This window comes from Microcoleus sp. AR_TQ3_B6, assembly GCF_036702785.1.
Classification (GTDB): Bacteria; Cyanobacteriota; Cyanobacteriia; order Cyanobacteriales; family Microcoleaceae; genus Microcoleus.
This window is the reverse complement of sequence record NZ_JAUBVJ010000027.1, coordinates 1-21,578: the sequence shown is the minus strand read 5'-3', so window position 1 is coordinate 21,578 and position 21,578 is coordinate 1. Positions and strand designations below refer to the sequence as shown.

Here is a 21,578-nt window from a genome sequence, read left to right as displayed (position 1 = left end):
ACCCGGCCCATGTTTGACTGCAAACTGCCAATTTTAAAATTCACTCTCCTAACTCTTGCAGCACCAACAGTTATAGCTCAAATCAGACCGACTGTCCAAAGCTTGCCCGACGGAGACTACCGCTACCGAGACTCAGCAGCGCTCGATCGACCTTTTCGAGAAATCCAATTTCGTAAACGAGATAGATACATCACCGGCAGCGATTTCGACAAACGCACGGGAAAAAGTTACTGCTTCCGGGGAATCCCCCAGCACAACAACATTATTAACATCACTGTAGCGAGCGAAATTTCCCCAAAAACAGCAAAGCAAACCCAGTGGAAATTAGCACCGGGAAACCCGATTAATTTCGACAAGCTTTATCCGCTGCAAGTTGGGCCGGGATTAGAATTGTACAAATGTTTGCCCGCATTTTTACCAAAATTGAAGTAGTCATCAGCCAACAGTCAACAGCCAATCGATTTGAGATTTGAGATTTTAGATTTTAGATTGACCCCACGGATAAATGCGGGGCCTTGAGGATTTTAGATTTTAGATTTGGGATTGATTCCACGGATAAATCCGGGGGCTTGTACCACCTTTAAAATTCTTGGTCATTAGTCATCAGTCAACCGTCAACAGCCAACAGTTAACTTCCTAAGAACGAGCATTGGCCAATTCTTCCCGTAGCATTTCCCGGTAGACTTTCGGCAAACTAGAACTCATAGAATTGTTCTCAATTCCATATCCCAAACTCGTCCAAGTTCCCGAAAGCATCCGCAATACTTCAGTTAATCTTTCCTGCCGCAACATCTGAGGAATATCAGCTTTCCAAAACTTGCGATCGCTCAACCAAGCATAAACCACAGCATCCTGATCTTCGGGTTCAAAACTGTAATCTTCCCAGAATAAAAAATTAGCTGGACGAGCCCGATAGCGCTTAGCCTTCTCCTTCCAAGTGGTAGTCAGAAATTGATACCTGCCCGCTGCGGTAGTACACTTGCCCCGATTCGGGCCATTAACAATTTTCACGCACCAGTCAGGATGGCGGCTCAAATCTAATATATATTTGCCACCGTAAACAACGTGATAAGGCCGAGAAACATTCGACTCGCTAGCAGAAATAGTACGCATCAGAGCTCGAAGGTAAGGATCGCCGGTTTTCATAGCCAGCGGCGGCACTTTTCTCACCCCGCTTACCGACTGCAACAACTGCTGATTTGCAGGCAAACGGGCAACCAAAAAAACACCGCCACCAATCACAGCCCCGATTAAAAGTAGAAATCCGAGGATTTGAATTTCCGATCGCCTCAGCAAACCCCTTTTTCGACGGGCCACTTTCTCAGCTTCTAGCCAACTCATTTCCATTTCGGCAATTTCGGCTAATTTCCGAGCCGCCCGCATCCGGCGCACCCGAAAATCGTATTGATATAGCGGCGCGGCTAACAGCGTTAAACTCGATAAAGCCCCTGCCAATTTGATGAGCCAGAAATCGAATTCACCAGCAATCGCAACATTTGTCAGAGTAGATATTCCTGTTAGTAACTGAGCCGGATTGAGCGCTCGCGCCGGCCAATAAAAAATAGCCATTTGCACCAGCAGCGACAGATTAAATGCAAAAAAAAGCACTACTAAAGCATTCAATCCTTCTCGCAAGTGCGATCGAACACCAGTGTGCCGGCCCTGGAACTTGCGCGCAACGCCAAAGCCGCCCAGCACCATAATTAGTAAGGGATTTAAGATTTTGACGGCTAAAAAGTGACAAATAAAAAACACAGGCAACTGAATCAGCCAAGCCGCCAGCAGTAGAGTCAGAAAGCCGATATCGTCGCTGACAAAAGGAATGCCCCTGCGAAGGACAAAACTAAAACTCTGAGCGAGAGCAAATGCCCTTAACCACGAAATCGGATAGGGGAACCAAGCTGGCCACTTGAGAGTTTTCATGCTGAGAAAGGGAAATTTCAACGGCGAATAGTAAAACTATTAAGATTTTGCCAGATGTGGCGATCGGAAAATTGGTATAGGGTGCGTCAGCCCCAATCTTTGACCCACATCAAAGTGTTTTTTGTCTGACGCACCGAACCCAAGCTAGTCTAATTCAATCAAATTACAGCAGCAAACAACTCCTCAAAACTCTTTTGCGGAGCCTCCGACTTAGCGACAATTTCCACAACCTTGTTGCGAGAATTCGGCAGAAACAGCGCTTCCACGCACACTTGGGCTACCTTAGTGCGGGAAATGCTGCTGTCAAACAGTGTGTCCGCACTCCTCATGACGATCGCATCTGAATTATCCTCATTTTTGAGTCCGCCGGGACGGACAATGGTATAAATCAAGCCACTTTTTTGCAAATACTCCTCGGCTTGCTTTTTCCAAACCAGAATCAGCCAGAACAAATTCAGCGGGTGAAAAAAGTTAGAGACGCACAGAGAAGTCACGAGTACAAAATGCTCAATTCCCTTAGCCTTAGCTGCATCCACCAAATTTTTAGTACCCTCAAAATCCACCTTGTAAGGCGCTGTCGGGTCAAAACCAGGGGCTGCCCCTGTCGCGCACAGCAACACCGTACTGTCGCCGAGGGCATCGCCCAGAGAAGTCGCATTTAATACATCCCCAATCACTAACTCTACCTCCGGTGGTAAAATTTGCCTAGCTGTGTCTAGATTTCGCACTAAAGCGCGCACGGGAATGCCTCGCTTGACCAATTCTGCGACAATTCGGCGGCCAGTCTGGCCTGTGGCTCCTGCTACAAATGCTTTCATCATAAAAATGGGTTTGAAACCCCGTCCTTTTAGGACGGCTTTACTTGGGAAATCCTGGGCTTTACTTTCTGTGAATTGTTGTCGCTTGCCCTCTCAATCCTGTAGTATAATCTAGAAACAGAAAACGAAAACTATGAAAGCAAGGTATTATAAAACTTCATTAAGATTCTAAGCATCAATAAACAATGGTAGTATCCTATAGTCAGGAGGCTCAACTGAAAGAATTATTGCGCTCGTTAAAAAATGGAGAGTCTGAATGCAACTAGCAGAGAGGCACATCATTAAATCTACGGAACACCGTTTCGTTGAGATTGATAAATTAGCTTTTCAATCCAAAAATCTCTACAATGCTGCTAATTACGTAATTCGTCAGAGTTTTATCTATGGATGGGGTTACATTAATTACAACGAAATGAACGGTTTGATGAAGTCTCATCAAGCATACAAAGACTTGCCAGCCAAGGTTAGTCAACAAGTATTGATGATATTGGACAAAAATTGGAAATCTTTTTTTGAGGCGGTAAAAGCTTACAAAACGCAGCCCACTAAATTCACTGCTAGCCCAAAACTACCGAAGTACAAAGATAAAATCAAAGGACGGAATATCCTCGTCTATACGATTCAGGCTGTTAGTAGCAAGCAATTGAAAAAAGGAATCATCAAGCTTTCGGGTACGGAAATCTCAATAAAAACTAAGGTAAAACCCGAGCGGGTTTGCCAAGTTAGACTGGTTCCTAAATGCGATTCTTATGTAATCGAGGTAATCTATAATGAACCGGAGTCCACCCTTGATGAAAACCCAAAAAACTTCGTAGCTAGTATTGATTTAGGACTGAATAATTTAGTGGCGTTAACTTCAAATCAGCCAGGTTTTACCCCTCTCCTGATTAACGGGCGACCATTGAAATCAATTAATCAGTTCTACAACAAACGTAAAGCACAGTTACAATCTCAGTTGAAAAGAGGTCGCAAGACCTCATCCCGCATTCAGCGTTTAACTCGTTGTCGCAATCAAAAAGTCGATAACTATTTGCACCATACCAGTCGCAAGATCGTTGATCTTCTTGTCGCCAAACAAATTGAGACGCTAGTAATTGGCAAAAATGTACAATGGAAAAACGAGAGCAACTTAGGGAAGCAAACTAATCAAAACTTTGTCAACGTTCCTCATGCTCGACTAATTGAGATGTTGGAATACAAAGCTCAATTAGTTGGGGTTAAGGTGCTACAGCAAGAAGAATCTTATACTTCTCAATCAAGTTTTCTCAATTTAGACCCAATCCCTGTTTATGGACAGACTGGCAATGATGTCATATTTAGTGGCAAGCGAATCAAGAGAGGATTGTACAAAACATCGGTCGGTCAATTAATCAATTCCGATGTTAACGGTGCTTACAATATTCTGAGAAAAGCAATCCCAAATGCGTTTAGTAATGGGATAGGGAGCTGCGTAGTTCAGCCGAGGCGGGTCAATCCGCTCAAAGTACAAGCGAAAGGGGAGGGACTTAATGCCTCCCATGTCATGCGATAAATGACTATACTTTTACTAGCTATAACAGGAGAGCAGACGATGAAGCAGGATCCCGCTGAATATCAAACTGTTGAAGCTTCTGAGGAAAATTACTACCCAGATGGGAGTTTCCAACAGCCCCAAAGTCAAAGCGCGGATGCAGGAGAGGAAGTTGAGCCGATTTGGTTTCACACGCATTTTGAAGACAGCATGGAGATGTACGCCGATGCGGAGACGGTGGCGAAGCATTTGAACAACCACAAGAATTGGTTTTGCCATTGCGCTTCGCCGATGAAGGCCGAGCCGATCGGCGAAAACGGCTATGATTTATTAATCGGCCGTTTTGGGGCTTTTGGCTACCGCGTTGAAGCGAGAATTGGTTTAGAGTTGCTGCCGCCTGACGCTGAAGGCTGCTATTGGATTAAAACTATTCCGGTTCCGAATTATACCTCGCCCGGGTATGAAGTAGATTTTCGATCGGCAATGAAGCTAGTGGAGATCCGCTCTGTGGAGTTTGCCGCCGATTGGCCGAGTGCGGAACGTGCTAAGCTGCCGCCTGCGATTACCAGTGCTACGTGGAAGCTAGATTTGGCTGTGGGAGTTTGCTTTCCCAAGTTTATTCGATCGATGTCTCAGCCTTTGATAGAAAAAACCGGCAATGCGCTTTTGGAAAAAATTATCAAACAAGTTAACCGGCGCTTGACTTATAAAACTCAGCTTGTTTTTCACGAAAGTTTGGGCATTCCTTTTCCAAAAAATCCTAATAAACATTAACAAGACTTGCACCCCAACTCAGATTTGTAGGGTGCGCAGTGCGCACCCTACCCTATTTTACCAGCTTTCTTTCCGCCTTCCCCGGACTATACCTCTTACAAAAATCGCTTTCAATTCCCTCAATTATCTGCGTTAATCTGTGTTTATCTGCCTTACATCTGCGGTTTTTGTATCAAGCAATGACTTATGCAAGAGGTCTACTAAGCCCCCAGCAAGGCAAACTCGCAAACCCCTAATTTTTACTAACCGTAACCTAACAATAATACAGCACTTTTTCAAGTAAGTGAAGCACCAACAAACCGATTTAGGGTAGGGCAGGTGAATGGTGCGTGTCCGCCCTCTCTCAACTTTTCTAGGAGTTACTTGAGGATTTCTGATGTAGGGATAGGCAATGCCAAAACCGTCAAATTACCATCCAAATAGCGGGCGTTTTTTGATACCTCGCGCTGAGAGTTCCCACATCGGGGAACGGCTAAACATGACTTGTTTTATAGTCTGTTTTTGCCAGTTAAAAGGCTGGCAATCATTCCGAGCCTGCCCAAAACTCGATCAATAAGACGAAGGATTTGACCAATAATTTTCAGGTATATTCCGCTATCTACCAGGCGGATAACCGTAGGATAATTGCAGTTTTAAACGCTCTGATAGGTGATGTTGAGAGACCATTTCTTTTTTAGTCGCTGCCACAAACTCCGACTTCAGCTCCCAGGGGGGAATTGGGTCAATTGTTTGATAGCAACTGATACAAAACTGATTGCTAGCTAGCTTTGATGGTTGTCGGCAATCACGTCTGTTGAACTAATGTTTTTCACCGTAAGGTTCCAGTAGTTCATAAGTCCTCCTGATGTGCCTGATAATTAATGAATAGATTGATAGCGATGCCACAAATGTATCTAGTGAAAAGCTCGCTGAACAAAATAGACAGCATTGTTAAGCTTTGTAATTTTTTATTTACCTGAATTAACGGCTAGAATAAATTTCGATTACGCACAGGCTATCAAAATTATTTTAGTACAGTCTGAGTGTATTTCTTGAAGTTTTTGAGGTTGACATTAAATCGCTTTCTTTATGCTCAAGCGGGTATTTATATGTAGGTAGAGTGAAGTTAAGTTTACAGATTTTTTACAAGAGACTCTTTTAACTTCACACAATTTTCAAAAGTGATTGTTGGCTAGGATTATAAATCCTATGCGATCGACTAGAAAATTGGTGATTCGACAGCGGCACAAAATACAATTTCGTCTCTAATCTTGCTCAACTGAGTCTAAGTGTTTTATGTAAGTATTTTTACTTAAATGTGTGATACAAGCCGAAAGGTCGATCGCGCTTTTTATGTGATGTGTAAGGTCTATCGCACTTTTGACCTGATGTAATTGTAGTCGATCGCACTTTTTGCATGATGCAGTCGAAACACGGATATTATCAAGTGCAAATACTTAATCAAATTCAATTTAACTTTGTGCATCCACTAGGTAAACATCTACATAAGGGGTAAATACTTGCCCTGTCCACATGGCATTAAACCATTCCTCATCCATCAAATTATGATAGTATTTGACTTTTTTATTAGTGATTTCATAATTGAACAGAATAGAATAATTTCCTAGGTTAATTAGCTGAAATATAAAAAATATAGAGCTGGTAAAAGGTAGCGATAATACTAAATTTCTGTCGTCCTTTCTTCGAGGGGGATATTTTCGCGGTCAAGAAAAATGAGCGGGCTGAGAAAACGTCACAGACTTTCCCGGCTTAGTTAGATGAAAATTTGATTTCTCTGGGGGTAAATAGAGGTCAGGCTGGTGACCGCCATTAATATTTTTACCGTCTGCTATAGTTTATGGAATCAAGGGTCTCTAAAAGCTAAAACAATAGGGGTTTGACGTATGGTGGGTAATCCGAAGACCTAAGTGTACAGATGTATTATTACCTAGTTTAGCTTTTGCTATGGGCAGAACGAACACTATTTCGGGCATAATTATTTCAAATCGGATGCCATTAACTTCGACAGCATTCTTATTAAAAGATTATCCTTCTCTACATGAGGCTTTCCCCCCTTATTGCCTTATAATCAAGCAGGGTAGCTGATGTAACTCTAAAACCCGCTCCGATCGCCCTCCAAAACCAGCAAGTGTCTCAGATCACAAGGCCGATCGATCGCCCTCACTGCCCAAGAACGTAAAATTATGTAACAGTAAGTAAAGAGTTATCAAAGAACTCTTGCCATATCCGTAGAAAGTTATGACAACAAAACTAAGAGCTACAGACACAAAGAAAATGGAGATAGACTGGCAGCAGTTGAGCCCAGACCAAGAACTGATTCTCAATCAAGTGGACAATGCGATCGCTCTGTTCGACTCGTATGACTGCTTAGTTTTGTTTAACAACAAATTGGCCCAAACCTGGGGACTGTCCCCAGAATGGCTGGCAACAAAGCCGAAGTGCCACTTGGTGTTTGCGGAAATTGTCGATCGGGGTTACTTGTCCGTTCAGCAGTGGCAAGAGTTTCAGCAAGCACTGGAAACATCTGAGGATGAAAGTTTATCATTTTATTTCGAGCAATCCAATGCGGTTTGTTTGGAAGTGTGCGCCACGATTACCAAGAGTGGCGGACGGCTGTTTACCTTTCGAGACGTTACGGTATACCAAAACTCCCAAGCTAGCTTGAACGCAGAAGTCAGGCGGCTGAGATTTCTTTTAGGTTTAACCGAACGCCTGCAAAACTCTGACAGTTTGCAAGAAATAGGTCAGTTTGCCCTCACCTATCTGGTAGAGGCAATGAATGCAGCTTTCGGAGATGTCAAGGTGATTAACGGCAAAGGAAACGACCGGCAAGCGAGGGCAATTTGCAACCAAATTTCTAGTCAATTTCTGGCTACTTACGGGGAACCCGTAACCGCAGGAATGCAAGAATTCCTCGACAAAGGCATTCCCTACGGCATGGGTTTGCTGTGGGAAGTGGTGAAAACAGGTAAACCTTTGTTTATCGAGGATTATCCCCAAAATCCCAATGCCGTGCCGGAATTTCGGCATCCGGGAATCGGACAACTGGGGATTTTTCCGATCGCAGCTACCAACGGCACGATCATCGGAGTGCTGACGCTGGAGTCCCGCAACGTCAAAAAACTGCAAGCCCCCCTCCACAAAGAAGTGCTGGAGGCTGCTTGCCGGACTCTGGGGGCGGCGATCGAGCGGGCTCAGACACAAGAGAACCTGCGCCAAGTTAACGAAGAATTAGAGTATTCTTCTCAGTTGAAATCCGAGTTTTTAGCCTCGATGTCCCACGAATTGCGGACGCCTCTCAACAGTATTCTCGGCTTTTCTGACTTGCTGCTGCGGCAAACGGCAGGACAGTTGAGCGATCGACAAATCAACTATGTAGAACTGATAGAAAAAAGCGGCCAGCACTTGTTGCAGCTAATCAACGATATTCTAGACCTTTCTAAAATTGAAGCGGGGAAAGTAGAACTCAATTTACAGCCGGTTCGCGTTCACGATCTGGCGACAGACTGTCTGAAAATGATGCAGCCACGGGCAGACAAAAAGCGGATAGCTTTGTCTTTAGAACTAGACTACCGCATTACTAAAGTTTTGCTCGACGAACGGCGAGTGCGACAAATTGTAATTAATTTACTTTCCAATGCCATCAAATTTACCCCAGAACAGGGACAAGTAAAACTCAGCGGGCGTCTCGTCTACGGCAGTGAAATAAAGGGCGACTACCGGCCGGATTGTTCTCCTGTAAATCCCAACACTCCTTATTTTTGTTTTGAGGTGAAAGACTCCGGCATCGGCATTCCTCAAGACCGCTGGCACTTGCTATTTCGACCTTTTCAACAGGTGGATTCTTCCCTGACTAGGCGGCACGAAGGTACAGGTTTGGGTTTGGCTTTGACTAAGCGTCTGGCAGAATTGCACGGGGGAACTGTTTCTTTTCAATCGGTTTGCGATCGGGGAAGTCTTTTCCGCGTTTGGCTGCCTTTGACGGAGATGCGTCAACAGTTGGGAAACTTTGCTTCTTGTGCCTTGGATTCCAAGTTAATCCCTGCTTGTGCCATTGCTTTACCAATTGGCAGCAAGCGGGTTTTGGTTGTCGAAGACCAGCCTTTTAACCAAATGTTAATTTCTGAGGTGATGGAATTGGAGGGGTACGGGGTAGAGATACTCGCGGATGGTTCGGCTATGGTCGATCGTATTCTCGCCGCCTCTACTGCCCCAGAGTTGGTGCCGGATTTGATTTTGATGGACATTCAGTTGCCGGATGTTGACGGTTTTGAGTTGATGCGCCGAATTAAAGCAGATCCTGTCTGGGATTCGGTACCGATGATTGCGGTGACGGCGATGGCGATGCCCGGTGACTGCGAGCGATGTTTGGAAGCGGGCGCTTCTGCTTATTTGAGCAAGCCGCTGGATTTGAATTTGACGATCGCTACTGTCCGTTCTTTTCTTACCTAACAATTATTATTTGCAGTTCCAGCACAGCCATTTATGAGAATTGATAACAAGAAAGGTTAAACTCAATACTAGATAAATATCTATAGGACTTGCGCACACTTGCCTCAGAAACCCGGTTCCTACGAAAAATATCGAGTTTAGTAACGAGAAATATAGGAATTAACCAGTTTTCCAGGTCCCCCAGGCGCAAGTCCCGAGCTAAATTCAATATATATATTCCATGTCAAACAAGTCGCCCTGCATCATGTTGGTTGATGACGAGCCAGCTAATCTGACTTTACTTGAAGAGTTATTGCAGCTGAAAGGATACGCCACAGTATCGGCGCAATCTGGCGCTGAAGCGCTCTCCCTCGCCCGCGCATCTCGACCTGATTTAATTTTACTGGATATTATGATGCCGGAGATGAACGGTTTTGATGTGTGCGAGATCCTGCGGAAGGATACGGCATTGCAAACTGTACCGGTAATTTTTTTGACTGCCCTCGATGACGATACCTCTCGCCTCAGAGGGTTAGAAATGATGGCAGATGATTATTTGACAAAGCCTTTTAACAGTCGCTTGCTGCTGGCGAAAGTTGAAAATATTTTGCAGTTGAGTCAAATGCGATCGCAAGCTGTATCTTCCCAATTCAACCAGCAAGTGAAAGAGCAAAGCAAGCGCCAAATTGCCGCCGCTTGGGAGGCAAACGAATATCTTTCAGAAAAATTTCAGCTATTTGTGCCGGAGCAACTTCTCGGACGAATTGCGCCGCAAGGAATAGAATCTATTCAGTTGGGCAATGTCACAGAAGAAGAGCTGACTATTTTATTTTGCGACATTCGCGGGTTTACTGCGATCGCAGAATCTCAAGAAGCTCGCGAGACTTTTGAATGGTTGAACGCTTTTTTTACTAAAATGAACGATTGCATAACGTCCCACGGCGGGTTTATTGACAAATACCTAGGCGATGCAATCATGTCAGTATTTGACAAGCCGAATTCTCACGCTATGGATGCGATCGAAGCCGCAGTAGCAATGCAAGAAAGTTTGCAGAAATTTAATGCCAGCCGCCAAAAATACAATTTAGAAAATCCACTCAATATCGGTACTGGAATTAACACAGGTATCGGCATGATCGGCACTTTGGGTTCCGATCGCCGCATGGACTCTACAGTCATCGGCGATGTAGTCAATACAGCTTCTAGGTTAGAAAATTTAACTAAAATATACGGCTGCCAAATTATTGTTAGCGAAAATGCGCTCGTTCATGCGAGAGAATTTCTAAATGGCATAAGTCCGAACTCAAACTCAAAAGAAAGTCTATTATTAAAGTGCGATTTGGAAGTGGGAACACAGGAGACTATTATTTCTAATTCTGGGGCGACGGCAGCAGACAGCGATTTGCCAAGCAACAATTATTACTATCGCTGGATCGATCGAGTAACCCCGCGCGGCAAGCAGCAAGCTATTGAAATCTACGAAATCTGGAGCGCCTCCAGTCCCGACTCCAAGGTAAAACTGCTTACCCAGGTTTTATTTGACAAAGGAATTCAAGGATGGCAATCCGAAAGATATGTCGCCGCCTTGGGATATTTTCAGCAACTAATCGAACAAAACCCTGCTGATACAGTCGTCAGTTTTTATATAAATCGCTGCCAGGAAAAACTAGGTTTGATACCTACAAGTAGCCGCCCTGAAATGAGCTAAATAGAACTTGTTCGTAGTGAGTAATTCAGTTTGATCCATCCTATCGGTTCGTAGTGAGGACTCCAGTCCTCTCAAGAGAGCGCAAATAAAAGCTAAGCTAAAGTAATCCCCTTCGTAGCGAGCACTTCATTTCAACTCCGCTAGCTGAGGAATTGTAAAATCTCATCAACATTCAATACTCAACTATCATTCAGTTTTTCGACCTCTCCTTCAACAGTCAACAGTCATCAGTCAACAGTCAACAATAATTCCTGTGCAACCGGAATTGATATCACTCCTCTTTTTGAGCGCAAATAACGGCTAAAGTCCTGGCTACGAATCAATACCAATTCTGAAAAGTACGCGAGCATCTGTAGGGGTACTTTTAATAATTGGTATCAGATTGAGGGTTGTAGCAAGACTTTTTTAAATTAGTTTTATGATAAAACTCTAATGTTAGACCATCAAACAGTCGTCAAAACTTGCTCTCTCAACTTCCCGATCAACTCATTAACCCCCCCCGCATTCAAACGGTAACTCAAAGGATGACCGATTAAATAAGCCGAACTTTCAAACAAAACATCAATTTCCACCAAACCATTTTCCCGCAAAGTTTTGCCCGTCGAAACCAAATCCACAATTGCCTCCGACATACCCGTAATCGGCCCCAACTCCACAGAACCGTAAAGCGGCACAATTTCCACCGGCAAATTCAAATTGTGAAAATATTCCCTTGCACAGTGTACGAACTTAGAAGCAACTCTACCGTGAGGAGGCAAATCCACCGTTCGTCGATAAGAACTAGATTCCTTCACGGCCACAGACAGCCGACACTTGCCAAATTTTAAATCTATTAAATTGGCAACTTTCGGAGTTTTTTCCCGCAAAACATCATAACCAGCAATCCCCAAATCTGCTTGACCGTATTCCACATAAACCGGCACGTCGTGCGTCCTTACTAGCAAAGCTTTAGCAGTTCCGGTAGGGTCATAAATTTGAAGTTGTCGGTTAGAGGAATCGAGAAAAGCACTGAAGTCTAATCCAACCGATTTAAACAGCCGAATGCTATCTCCTAACAGTCCGCCTTTGGGAAGTGCCACAGTAATCATGTCAAATTTTAGAGGGTAAATTGCTCAGTTTGGGAAGGGGGCGAGGTCGGCACAAGCAGAAACAGCTTTTACCAAACTCAGAATAACACATAGAGTTCATAGCGGAAAATAAATTTTTGGTATTGCTCGATTGTTTGTTTGGGTATATATTATATTTAGTCACTTTTTTAAGGGGCGGTCAGTAGAGAAAACAATCAAGAGTTTGATACTCAAGAAGTTGACGTAAATTTTCACAGTGTAGCTCCGGATTCCCTAAAAAAACTTACAGTAGATGAAATCCTCTCAGGGGGTGGTGTAGAGGTCGAGGAAATAAACTATACAGTAGCCGTACCTACTGCTAACCACGCCAGAATCGCCAGGGACAGAGGCTTCTTATCCCATATGAAATCAAGTGTGTTCCATCAAGCCCCGCGATCGAAGTTTCCAGAAAAAGGCGGAACGCTGGGAGGGTGTTAATGTAAAATGCTTGCAGAGGTTGGCGCACAGAACTGCGCGATCGCGCGTTAGCGAAGCCCTCGAAGAGGATCGCCCGAGGTGTGTCACGCCTTTGTGTATTCAACTCTAAAACTTAAAATTTAACCGGCGATTGCCAATAGCTGACAGCTAAAATATGACCAAATTGACTCTGGTAATCGGCAACAAAAATTATTCCTCTTGGTCCCTGCGTCCTTGGCTGGCGATGAAACAAGCTGGACTAGAATTTGCCGAGGTGAGAATCCCCTTATACTGCCCGACAACCTATGAGGAAATTCGGCGCTATTCTCCCTCGGGAAAAGTGCCAGTTTTAATCGACGGCGAGCTGAAAGTGTGGGAATCTTTAGCAATTTGCGAATACGTTGCAGAACGCTTTGCTAATGATTTGTGGCCGGCCGATGTAGCAGAACGGGCGATCGCCCGTTCGATATGTGCCGAAATGCACGCGGGGTTCCAAAATTTGCGCGAAAATATGCCGATGGACTGCCGCAACCGCTATCCGGGAGAAGGAATAACTCCCGCTGTAGAAGCAGAGATCGATCGCATCTTTGCCATTTGGCGCGAATGCCGCCAAAAATTCGGAACAGGCGGCAATATGCTGTTCGGAAAATTCACAGTTGTTGACGCTATGTTTGCCCCCGTTATCATGCGTTTTGTCACCTACGAAGTCAAATTAGATTCAGAAACAAAAGCTTATGCTGATGCAATTTTGGCACTACCTGCAATCCAGGAATGGGTAGCAGCAGCTTGCAGCGAATCGGAAAGTATTGCACATTTGAAAATGTAGTAAAAATCAGTTTACTTAACTTAAAATCTCAAATCTCAAATTTGAAATCAGGATGCGGATTCTTTTAGTTGATGATGAAGTTGAGTTGACTGACCCTTTGAGTCGAGTTTTAACCCGCGAAGGTTATACAGTTGATGTGGCATTTGACGGAGCAAGTGGCAGTAATTTAGCAATGCAGGGCAATTACGATTTGCTGATTTTGGACTGGATGCTGCCGAGACAAACGGGACTGGCAATTTGCCAGAAGTTGCGATCGCAAGGACGGAATACGCCAGTCCTATTTCTCACCGCCAAAGATACCCTAGACGATCGAGTACAAGGACTCGACGCCGGTGCAGACGACTATTTAGTCAAACCTTTTGAACTGCGAGAACTGCTAGCCAGAGTCCGCGCATTGCTGCGGCGGCCTCCTACTTTTGATGCTGAGGTTGCTGTCGGGCGGCTACAAGTGGCAGATTTACAGCTAGACTACGACAATCAATTAGCTTATCGGAGCGATCGCACAATTGACTTATCCGAAAAAGAATGTCAGTTATTAGAATACTTAATGCGCCATCCCGGTCAATTGCTAACACACGAACAAATCCACCAATATTTGTGGAGTGAAGCAGAAAAACCCAGCAGCAATGTATTAGCAGCTCAAATTCGCCTGCTGCGGCGCAAAATAGAAGCCCCGGGCGAGTCTGTGCTAATTCACACTGTCTACGGCAGAGGCTATCGCTTTGGACAAGCCAGCTAATAATAATAGGAATTGCCCAAAACACTTTTAGGTAGCCATGCAGACCTCACCTTCGGCATATATAGCCTTTCTCAGTAAGATGAGGTACTATCTGGCCGTCCGCATAGGCCTCCGTGGGCATAGGGCCCACGGGCATACCTCACCACGCTTGAGAACGGCTATATAACTTTATTTACTTTCGGAAAAACCCGGGCTAGTTTTGTACAAATATTATCTGTTTCCGGGAAAGTTGACGCCGTAAACCAGCCCTTACGGATGTTGACAAACCAAACTAATTACTGTAACCTCCGGCGGACAAAATAGCCTCCCGGGTTCATAAGTTCCCAAACCGCGATTCACGTACAGCAAATTACTCCCAACCGAATGCAAACCGCTAGCCCATTCCCAGTGAGTAAGTACTCGATTGCCACCCGACACAAAAGGAATGAACTTTCGGATTGGTTTAGGAATGAAATAGCCAATTTTTCTGACCCAAGCGTACAAAGGCCCGATACCGGGAATAACGATTTGACCGCCGTGAGTGTGTCCAGACAACTGCAAATCAATCCGCCAATTTTGCAGCTTTTCAGCAGTATCAGGATTGTGAGACAATACAATCCGAGGAATAGCGGGATTTATTGATGCCATTACAGGTTTAGGCGCAAAATCGCCAGACCAAAAATCTGCGAACCCAACTAAAGCCAATTGCGACCCCAAAGGATAGATTGCTTCGTTGTACAAAACCCGAATCCCTACGCTATTTAAAGCATTAGCAACCTCTCTCTTTGCCCCTGGCAAATAGTGGTCGTGATTGCCCAAAACCGCGTAAATTCCCGCCCGACTTTGCAAGCTTTTCAATCGCTGCACTAAACCGTAAATAGGTGCGGGATCGTAGGTAATAAAGTCGCCAGTTAAAAAAATCAGGTCTGGTTCGGCTTCATTGGCCGCAGCAATCGCCTCTTCTAGCAACCATTCCGACAGTCGCACCCCGTCATAGTGAAAGTCAGTAAGCTGTACAATTTTAGTACCGGATAGATTTGCTGGAAGATTGGCGATCGGTATAGTTAAATACTCTACTCGCAGTTTCCCAGTTAATAACCTGTGCATAGATCTAACGTTTATTGATGACAGAGCGCCACCTCTACCTTAGCAAATAAACAGGCAAGACTGCAAAATTAGATATTCTTCCCTTTTTATGCGGTCATCTGACTAATAACTATTAATTGCTGACTAATTACTAATGGCTAAAGTCGTGGAACCCAAAAGTAAAAAAAAATTACCTCAAACCCATTAAATCCACCTGCTCAATTTTTCTGGAAAATTACTCGCCGAATAGAGTCTGCGACTATAACTTAATTGAATGTGCATGACCTTCGATGAAAAAATATATTGCTAAGGCAATGTTTAAATCAATTGAAGAGCCAGAGTATTTATTACATCAGCTTTTAAATGAAGGATAGTTGATTGTTAAAGCGAGAACAGAATTAAAAATAAGGTTAATATTTGGCTCAGAGCTTAAAAACAACTTATTAGATAAGCTGTTGTGTATTTAAATTCCATATTGCGGGCGGGCTCGCTTACCCACCCCACTCATTGTTTGATTATTTCTTTAGAGACCATTAAAATGCTGCTTAGCTTGCTAAATAAGCCTGTGACATGGGTGTGAGTCTCTTTGGGTTACTTTATTAAGTATTGAGAGTTGTTTATTTTTAGAGTTCTCAACTCAATTTTATCGTCTCTTCAATAAAGTTTCGACAGGATTTGCTCCGATGGTTTGATAACTACCAACTAACGCTCAGTTCGCTAGAGTGGCGATCGCACTATAGCACGTCTAAATAAGTTGTACAATTTAAGGAAGGATGATAGACTGAAAATAAAAGTCCTAGTTTTCCAGATAAAGAGATGTCAATTGAATAAAATCAGGAACTCAAAGAAAGCTTGCTGAGTTACAAGATTTTGTTGATAACGATAGAGATGTGAGAGAAGGGAAGAGAGGAGAAGCCGTTAGATTAAGATTATTAGGGGTGAACTATCAAGGAATTAAACAGAGATTAACCGTATCAAAAAGTTTTATTTATCAAACTGAAAAAAGTATAAACAGCGAGAATTAGCGGGCCTAAAATTAGGATATAAAGGGTCAAACACCTACTTAACAGATCAACAAAAAGCGAAAAAATGGTCGGGCTTTATCCGCGAGCAAGAAGGAATATATCGGAATTGGAAAGACATCTAATAGAAACCTATGAGATTATATTTAGTCTAGAAATAATTATTATAAATTTTGGCGCTCTAGTCACTTAAATTGAGAAAAAGTAAATAGATGAAATCTGCAAAAACCTACAGAGGACATCAAAAAAAATAATGAAAAAATTGGCCAAATATTAAAGGTATTTCAAACAGCTATAGAGCCGGCAAAGCTGGCTGTGTATGCTTGAGATGAGTGTCATCTTCAAGGAGACGATATTTGTAGTTATCTCTGGGGAGAGCGTGAAAATCGAGAGATTAAGCTGATACGCAGCTAGATTGTATAATATAAATATAAAATAAGCGATCGTTAGTTATAATGTATGCCAGCCAAAAACCATCTATCTCAAAATCAAAAACAGAAACTCATTAAACTAATAAAAGAGTCTGACGATAATTACGTGAGGGAAAAGGTTCTAATTTTCTTGCTAATAAATGACGGAAAAACTTATCGAGAAGTTAGTGAATTTATGGAGATTGCTTACACAACAGTAGCTTATTGGTCAGTTCATGGCGACCCAGATAATTTGGAGAGTTTTTTAGATAAAAGAAGCCCAGCAAAATTTCGCAAAGTCACTCCAGGGTATGAACAAATATTGATAAATACAATCGAAAAAGCTCCGGAAGAATATGGATATGAATTTGGGAGATGGACGGCAGCCCGATTAGCAACATATTTAGAAAAAGTCACAGGAATTAAATTGAGTTCCAAATATCCAGGATACTACCTAAAAAAAATACGTTTATATTTGGGCTAAATATAGTTTAGAGTATCAACAAAATCCAATTGAAAGAGAAGCATTTAAACAGAAGCTATCGGAGTATTTAAGAATAACTAAACAAACACCAGAGCTTTTACAGGTATGGTAAAGGGCGTGAGAGTGGATTTAGTTTACTAGTGATAAGAAGAAAAACTTGGGGTAAAAAAGGTCGTCGAAAGAAGATCACAGATCAAAGGATAAGAGGCAGAGTAAATCTCATGAATGGGTGGAGATATCATGACAAAGAAAGGTTAAATTTTGTAATAAAAAAAGGAGACTCTGATACGTTTTATGAGCAAATTAATGCCTTAAATAATTCGCTACTTCAAGAATGGAGAGAACTGGGTAATCAAGCTGAAGATTTTGCCGAATCTGGAATTAAGATTGTAATTATTCTAGATAATGCTAGTTTTCATAAAAAGAAAGACATTTTGAGTAAAATATCAGCCGAAATACCTTATATTATTTTAGAATTTTTGCCAGCTTACAGCCCGGATTATAATTTGATTGAATTGGTCGGGCATTCAGCGAAAGAATATATAGCACATCGCCTGTTTAAGTCAGTAGAAGAATTGTCGGAATTGTTAAATAGATTATTAAATGAAGGAGAAATGGTTATTAAATGGGATAGAAAAATCAAAAATAAAGGCAATGCTATTTTATCCGGTTTAGCTGCGTAGTAGCTTAGTTGGAGGAAGGTTTCGCGGCTCTTCCGTACTTACCGCTGCTCAAATGTTAGTCAAAGGCTCAAAAAAAGGTTTTAAAGGAATAAGCTCTAAAGAGGTTAATGACAAATATATAAATTTACTGGGGGGTCATAGTATAAAATAAAAAACAGACAGGCGAAACATTAATTTTCGCGGTGAAATCGGAGAATAAAACAGCAGTTTGCCCACGATGTGGTCAAGCCAGCCATCGTCTTCATCAAAATCAAGGAATTATGGTGAGAGATTTACCTTAGCGTGACCAAGAAGTAATTCTCAAAGTAAATCGGCGCCGATTCCCGTGTGAAAATTGCCAAAAACCTTTTAGTGAAACCTGAAATTTTGTAGAAAAAAAGAAAAGCTTTACCCCTAGATATGCCGAAAGTATTACTAAACAAGTTAGCCATAGTGATATTAATAACGGGAATAAAAATAATAAATTAACAGAAGATGTAGTTGGTCAATGGTAAAATATGTAACTAAGTAGGTCGGCGAGAAAAAACACAACTATGTTAAGATAAATAAATAAAGGTATAGCTATAGTGGGGTAACTAATATATGGGCGCTCGATTAAGAGTATTTCTGACTCAAAAGCAAGACAAAACCCTATTTAATCTGAGAAGTGCGAAGGTACCCCAAAAAGTCAAAGATCGAGCAGAAGTAATCAGGTTAAATGCACATGGCTGGTATGTTGATAAAATAGCTACTCACTTTAACTGGGCTTCACAAACAGTGAGAGCAGTCTTACATAAATGGGAAGAATTTGGTAGAGAAAGCCTTTGGGAAAAACCAGGTCGAGGGGTAAAAGCAAAATGGAAAGAAGAGGATATAGAGTTTTTGGAAGAATGCTTAAAAAAAGAACCACGTACATATAACAGTTTTCAATTAGCTGATAAATTAGAAAAAGAGGGGTCGATTAAATTAAGTCCCGACCGACTAAGACGGGTACTAAAAAAAGGGCATCATTTGGAAAAGAGCTAGTCCCAGTCATAAAGGAAAACAAGACTCGAAAGAACGAGAAATAAAGGAATCAGACCTATATATGCTGGAATTAGCAGCGGCAGCCGGAGAAATTGACTTAAAATATTTAGATGAATCAGGATTTTGTGCGTGGAGTAAAGCTAGTTATACCTATTACAAAAAAGGTGAGCAAAAACGGATACAACAAACTAAAAAGCGAGGTTGTAGATTAAGTATTGTGGGGCTTTTTGAACCTTTAAGTAGCTTTGTATATGGTTTGGTAATTGGAGGTGTTGATCGAAAAGCTTATATTCAGATGATGGAGAAAGAAGCAGAAGAAGCGGCTCAAATGAAACGGATTGGAATTATAGTACAAGACAACGGTCTAATACACCGATGTCAGGAGGTTAAACAGTTGTGGTCAAAGTGGGAAGGTCAGGGTTTATATATTTTTTTCTTGCCTAAATATTGTTCCGAAATGAACCCACTTGAATTAGAGTGGCAACACATTAAAGAAGATGAATTAGCCGGACAAATGTTTGATGATGAGTTAGAACTCGCCTACGCCGTAATTTATGGAGTAGAAGTTAGAGGAAAAAGAGGAAATTACCCTACACAACGTATTAAATTCAAGTCCAGTCACCCTACTTAATATTTTGTTACATACTTATGAATTTTCCCGCCGACCTACTTAAGAGAATCTTGCCTATCCATGTATAAAACTTAAGTAAGTTAGTCAGAGATGAAATTAGTTTAGTGAAAGAAACAGGAAAATTTATTGTGGTCTTATTCGACCTAGAAACACATAGATCAATAGGGTTAGTTGCATAAAAAAAGCAGTCATAGATAGAGAAAGTGATGCTTAAAGGGGGGGTAAAAAGTATGAGATCGAATAAAATAAGTAAGTATAGATAGGATGGGAAATTATAAGCCATTAGTAAAATTGTCCGAATGCTAATGTTACAGTAGGCAGATTTCAGGTTACAAAAATGCTTTATGAGGAATTGAATCAGGTGATAATTGCTCATAAACAAGCAGCATTAGCGGGACTTAAACAAATTTCAAGCCCAAACAAAGCCTAAACTAGCTTTGTAAGCAGAGAATACGTCCCAATTTTCGTTCAGCCATTTGACAAACCGAAAAGATATCGCTGTCCTAAACGCTTCCAGCGCTTCTGTAAAGGTGTTTAAAGGTTTATTTGCCCACCTACGTCTTAATCCGCAGGTTAAGGTATGCCAGAGGATGAAACTGTAAGCACAAAACACCAAAATCAAATGCCTTTTTAGGCTGCGTTTATCTCGCTCCTTGATATTCTTTTAGCCCTAACCATCCCTTTGCTTCCCGATAGAAAACTTCAATCCAATTTCTTTTTGCAGAGGTATTTACTATCCACTCCGCTGTCGCTGTAGATAAGTCAACATTAGCGATCAAATAATCAATATCACTAGCTTGCTCGAAAGTATCTGCATTCATGACGCTCGCGATTACTTTTTTGCCTGTCAACTTTGACAACTCAATTTCTCTTGTTGCTACCCAGACTGTTTTCGGTTTTTCTACGGATAGCTGAATTCTACTGAAAGCATCAGAGGGCAAGGATGAAGCCAAATTATCTACTCTAATTTCCTCTTTTTCATCGCCGACTTTTTGAATTATTACTTTACGGTTCTTGGCAATCCCTCCGATGTATTTTAATTTTCTTTTCTCTACTTCTTGTAAAAAACTTGTATTATTTCCCTACCCGGCATCAATTAGCACTATCGCTGGTTGATATCCTCTGGCTAAACTTTGGTCTATTAAGTCTCTGGCTATTTCGGGTTTCTTTTTAAATTCTGGGTCAGCGTTTCCTTTGGGTAATGAGTCGGCTTTTTGATATAATTTTCTATCTAAGGGTAAACTTTTGATGCCATCATATAGATGGCTAGTAACTGCAACTACCCCATTCTCTGTTTTTCCAATTTCTCCAATATATTGTCGTCCCACTACTTCTGTAAAATTACCACTTTTTCGGTGTCCTGAATCATCAACGATCAGGCTTTAGCCTCGATTAATCTTGGTTTGCCTGCACTGATTCATTACCTCTAGACGGCGTTGATTCAGTTCCATTGCTGACTCCCGGTGCCTCCTTTAAAAAATGGTGTAACTTGTGGTAAGTCACTCCGACGCTGTTTGCTGCCATCTGGGAAAGGTTTTTTCGGTCACTTTCGCCCAATAATCCGCCTCAATAGTTCCTAAACTCCCGTTTTTGGGCAATATGACCAAAAATATTGTCAAATCTTTGACACCATCGGTCAAAGCAGGGGGGCATGGCGACGGGGGTGGTCTCTTTCATCGCTCATTATTTAACGTTATATTCTTGCTATGCAAGCATTATAGCTTATTTAGCTCGTTTTTTTTGTTTAAGTCCCGTTAGCACTAAAGACTAAAGAAAAAAATAAATTATTTGACACTTTAAAAAGAAGTAAATATAGCCTTTCTCAGAAAGATGAGGTATCATGTTACTGACACTCACTCGTGAGGGTTAAACAGAGAAGAGCAGCTCAAAAGAACTATAATTAAATGGTTCAGTAAAGCCACGCGAAAGCGATACCGCACATAATAGGATTTTTTGACAGCACGCGATGCTTGCCTCACAACACGTTTACTTGTACCAAACTTCATACATTATTAAAAATGAAAGC

13 protein-coding genes and 2 pseudogenes are annotated in these 21,578 nt (G+C 42.1%); 10 read left to right on the top strand and 5 right to left on the bottom strand.

Annotation, left to right across the window (positions count from 1 at the left end):
- Positions 1 to 9 precede the first annotated feature (9 nt).
- Positions 10 to 432 (top strand): hypothetical protein, encoded by a 423-nt coding sequence (locus tag QUB56_RS15255; RefSeq protein ID WP_332956176.1) that lies wholly within the window; start codon positions 10 to 12, stop codon positions 430 to 432.
- 204 nt (positions 433 to 636) lie between these two features.
- On the opposite strand, the gene QUB56_RS15250 is transcribed toward QUB56_RS15255, so the two are convergent.
- Positions 637 to 1,923: a glycoside hydrolase family protein gene (locus QUB56_RS15250; protein ID WP_332956175.1), complete on the bottom strand. Its 1,287-nt coding sequence runs from the start codon at positions 1,921 to 1,923 to the stop codon at positions 637 to 639.
- A 158-nt stretch (positions 1,924 to 2,081) separates the two neighbouring features.
- A complete protein-coding gene (locus QUB56_RS15245; protein ID WP_332956227.1) occupies positions 2,082 to 2,741 on the bottom strand; it encodes an NAD(P)H-binding protein in 660 nt (219 codons plus the stop codon).
- 256 nt (positions 2,742 to 2,997) lie between these two features.
- Between QUB56_RS15245 and QUB56_RS15240 the strand changes: the two genes are divergently transcribed.
- The 4 genes from QUB56_RS15240 to QUB56_RS15225 all read left to right on the top strand — a co-directional run bounded on the left by QUB56_RS15240 (position 2,998) and on the right by QUB56_RS15225 (position 11,164).
- Complete coding sequence (locus QUB56_RS15240; RefSeq protein WP_332956174.1) at positions 2,998 to 4,272, top strand: transposase; 1,275 nt, start codon at positions 2,998 to 3,000, stop codon at positions 4,270 to 4,272.
- A 39-nt stretch (positions 4,273 to 4,311) separates the two neighbouring features.
- Positions 4,312 to 5,025, top strand: a complete 714-nt coding sequence (locus tag QUB56_RS15235; RefSeq protein WP_332956172.1) for a DUF1997 domain-containing protein — start codon at positions 4,312 to 4,314, stop codon at positions 5,023 to 5,025.
- 2,238 nt (positions 5,026 to 7,263) lie between these two features.
- Positions 7,264 to 9,477, top strand: a complete 2,214-nt coding sequence (locus QUB56_RS15230; RefSeq protein ID WP_332956170.1) for an ATP-binding protein — start codon at positions 7,264 to 7,266, stop codon at positions 9,475 to 9,477.
- Positions 9,478 to 9,697: 220 nt separating this feature from the next.
- On the top strand, positions 9,698 to 11,164 hold the full coding sequence (locus QUB56_RS15225) for a response regulator (protein ID WP_332956168.1): 1,467 nt from the start codon (positions 9,698 to 9,700) through the stop codon (positions 11,162 to 11,164).
- A 443-nt stretch (positions 11,165 to 11,607) separates the two neighbouring features.
- Here the strand turns inward: QUB56_RS15225 and hisG are convergent, their stop codons facing one another.
- A complete protein-coding gene (gene hisG, locus QUB56_RS15220) occupies positions 11,608 to 12,252 on the bottom strand; it encodes an ATP phosphoribosyltransferase (protein ID WP_332956167.1) in 645 nt (214 codons plus the stop codon).
- Positions 12,253 to 12,643: 391 nt separating this feature from the next.
- On the opposite strand from hisG, the gene QUB56_RS15215 reads away from it, so the two are divergent.
- The 3 genes from QUB56_RS15215 to rppA are packed head-to-tail and all read left to right on the top strand — an operon-like array spanning position 12,644 to position 14,252.
- Positions 12,644 to 12,817 (top strand): hypothetical protein, encoded by a 174-nt coding sequence (locus QUB56_RS15215; RefSeq protein ID WP_332956164.1) that lies wholly within the window; start codon positions 12,644 to 12,646, stop codon positions 12,815 to 12,817.
- A gap of 45 nt (positions 12,818 to 12,862) precedes the next feature.
- Positions 12,863 to 13,513 (top strand): glutathione S-transferase family protein, encoded by a 651-nt coding sequence (locus QUB56_RS15210; RefSeq protein WP_332956162.1) that lies wholly within the window; start codon positions 12,863 to 12,865, stop codon positions 13,511 to 13,513.
- Positions 13,514 to 13,565: 52 nt separating this feature from the next.
- Positions 13,566 to 14,252 carry a two-component system response regulator RppA gene (rppA, locus tag QUB56_RS15205; protein ID WP_332956161.1) on the top strand — a complete coding sequence of 229 codons (687 nt, stop codon included), beginning with the start codon at positions 13,566 to 13,568 and terminating at the stop codon, positions 14,250 to 14,252.
- Positions 14,253 to 14,501: 249 nt separating this feature from the next.
- Here the strand turns inward: rppA and QUB56_RS15200 are convergent, their stop codons facing one another.
- Positions 14,502 to 15,338, bottom strand: a complete 837-nt coding sequence (locus QUB56_RS15200) for a metallophosphoesterase (RefSeq protein ID WP_332956159.1) — start codon at positions 15,336 to 15,338, stop codon at positions 14,502 to 14,504.
- 1,460 nt (positions 15,339 to 16,798) lie between these two features.
- On the opposite strand from QUB56_RS15200, the pseudogene QUB56_RS15195 reads away from it, so the two are divergent.
- Both QUB56_RS15195 and QUB56_RS15185 read left to right on the top strand, forming a co-directional pair.
- Positions 16,799 to 17,916: pseudogene (locus tag QUB56_RS15195) on the top strand (IS630 family transposase).
- 582 nt (positions 17,917 to 18,498) lie between these two features.
- Positions 18,499 to 19,552 (top strand): IS630 family transposase gene (locus tag QUB56_RS15185; RefSeq protein WP_332956156.1). Its coding sequence is split into 2 segments (ribosomal slippage): positions 18,499 to 18,891 and positions 18,893 to 19,552, totalling 1,053 coding nucleotides; the frame shifts between segments, so codons are not numbered across the junction.
- Between the two features lie 409 nt (positions 19,553 to 19,961).
- Here the strand turns inward: QUB56_RS15185 and QUB56_RS15180 are convergent.
- Positions 19,962 to 21,229 (bottom strand): annotated as a pseudogene (locus QUB56_RS15180) (IS701 family transposase).
- Between the last annotated feature and the right edge of the window lie 349 nt (positions 21,230 to 21,578).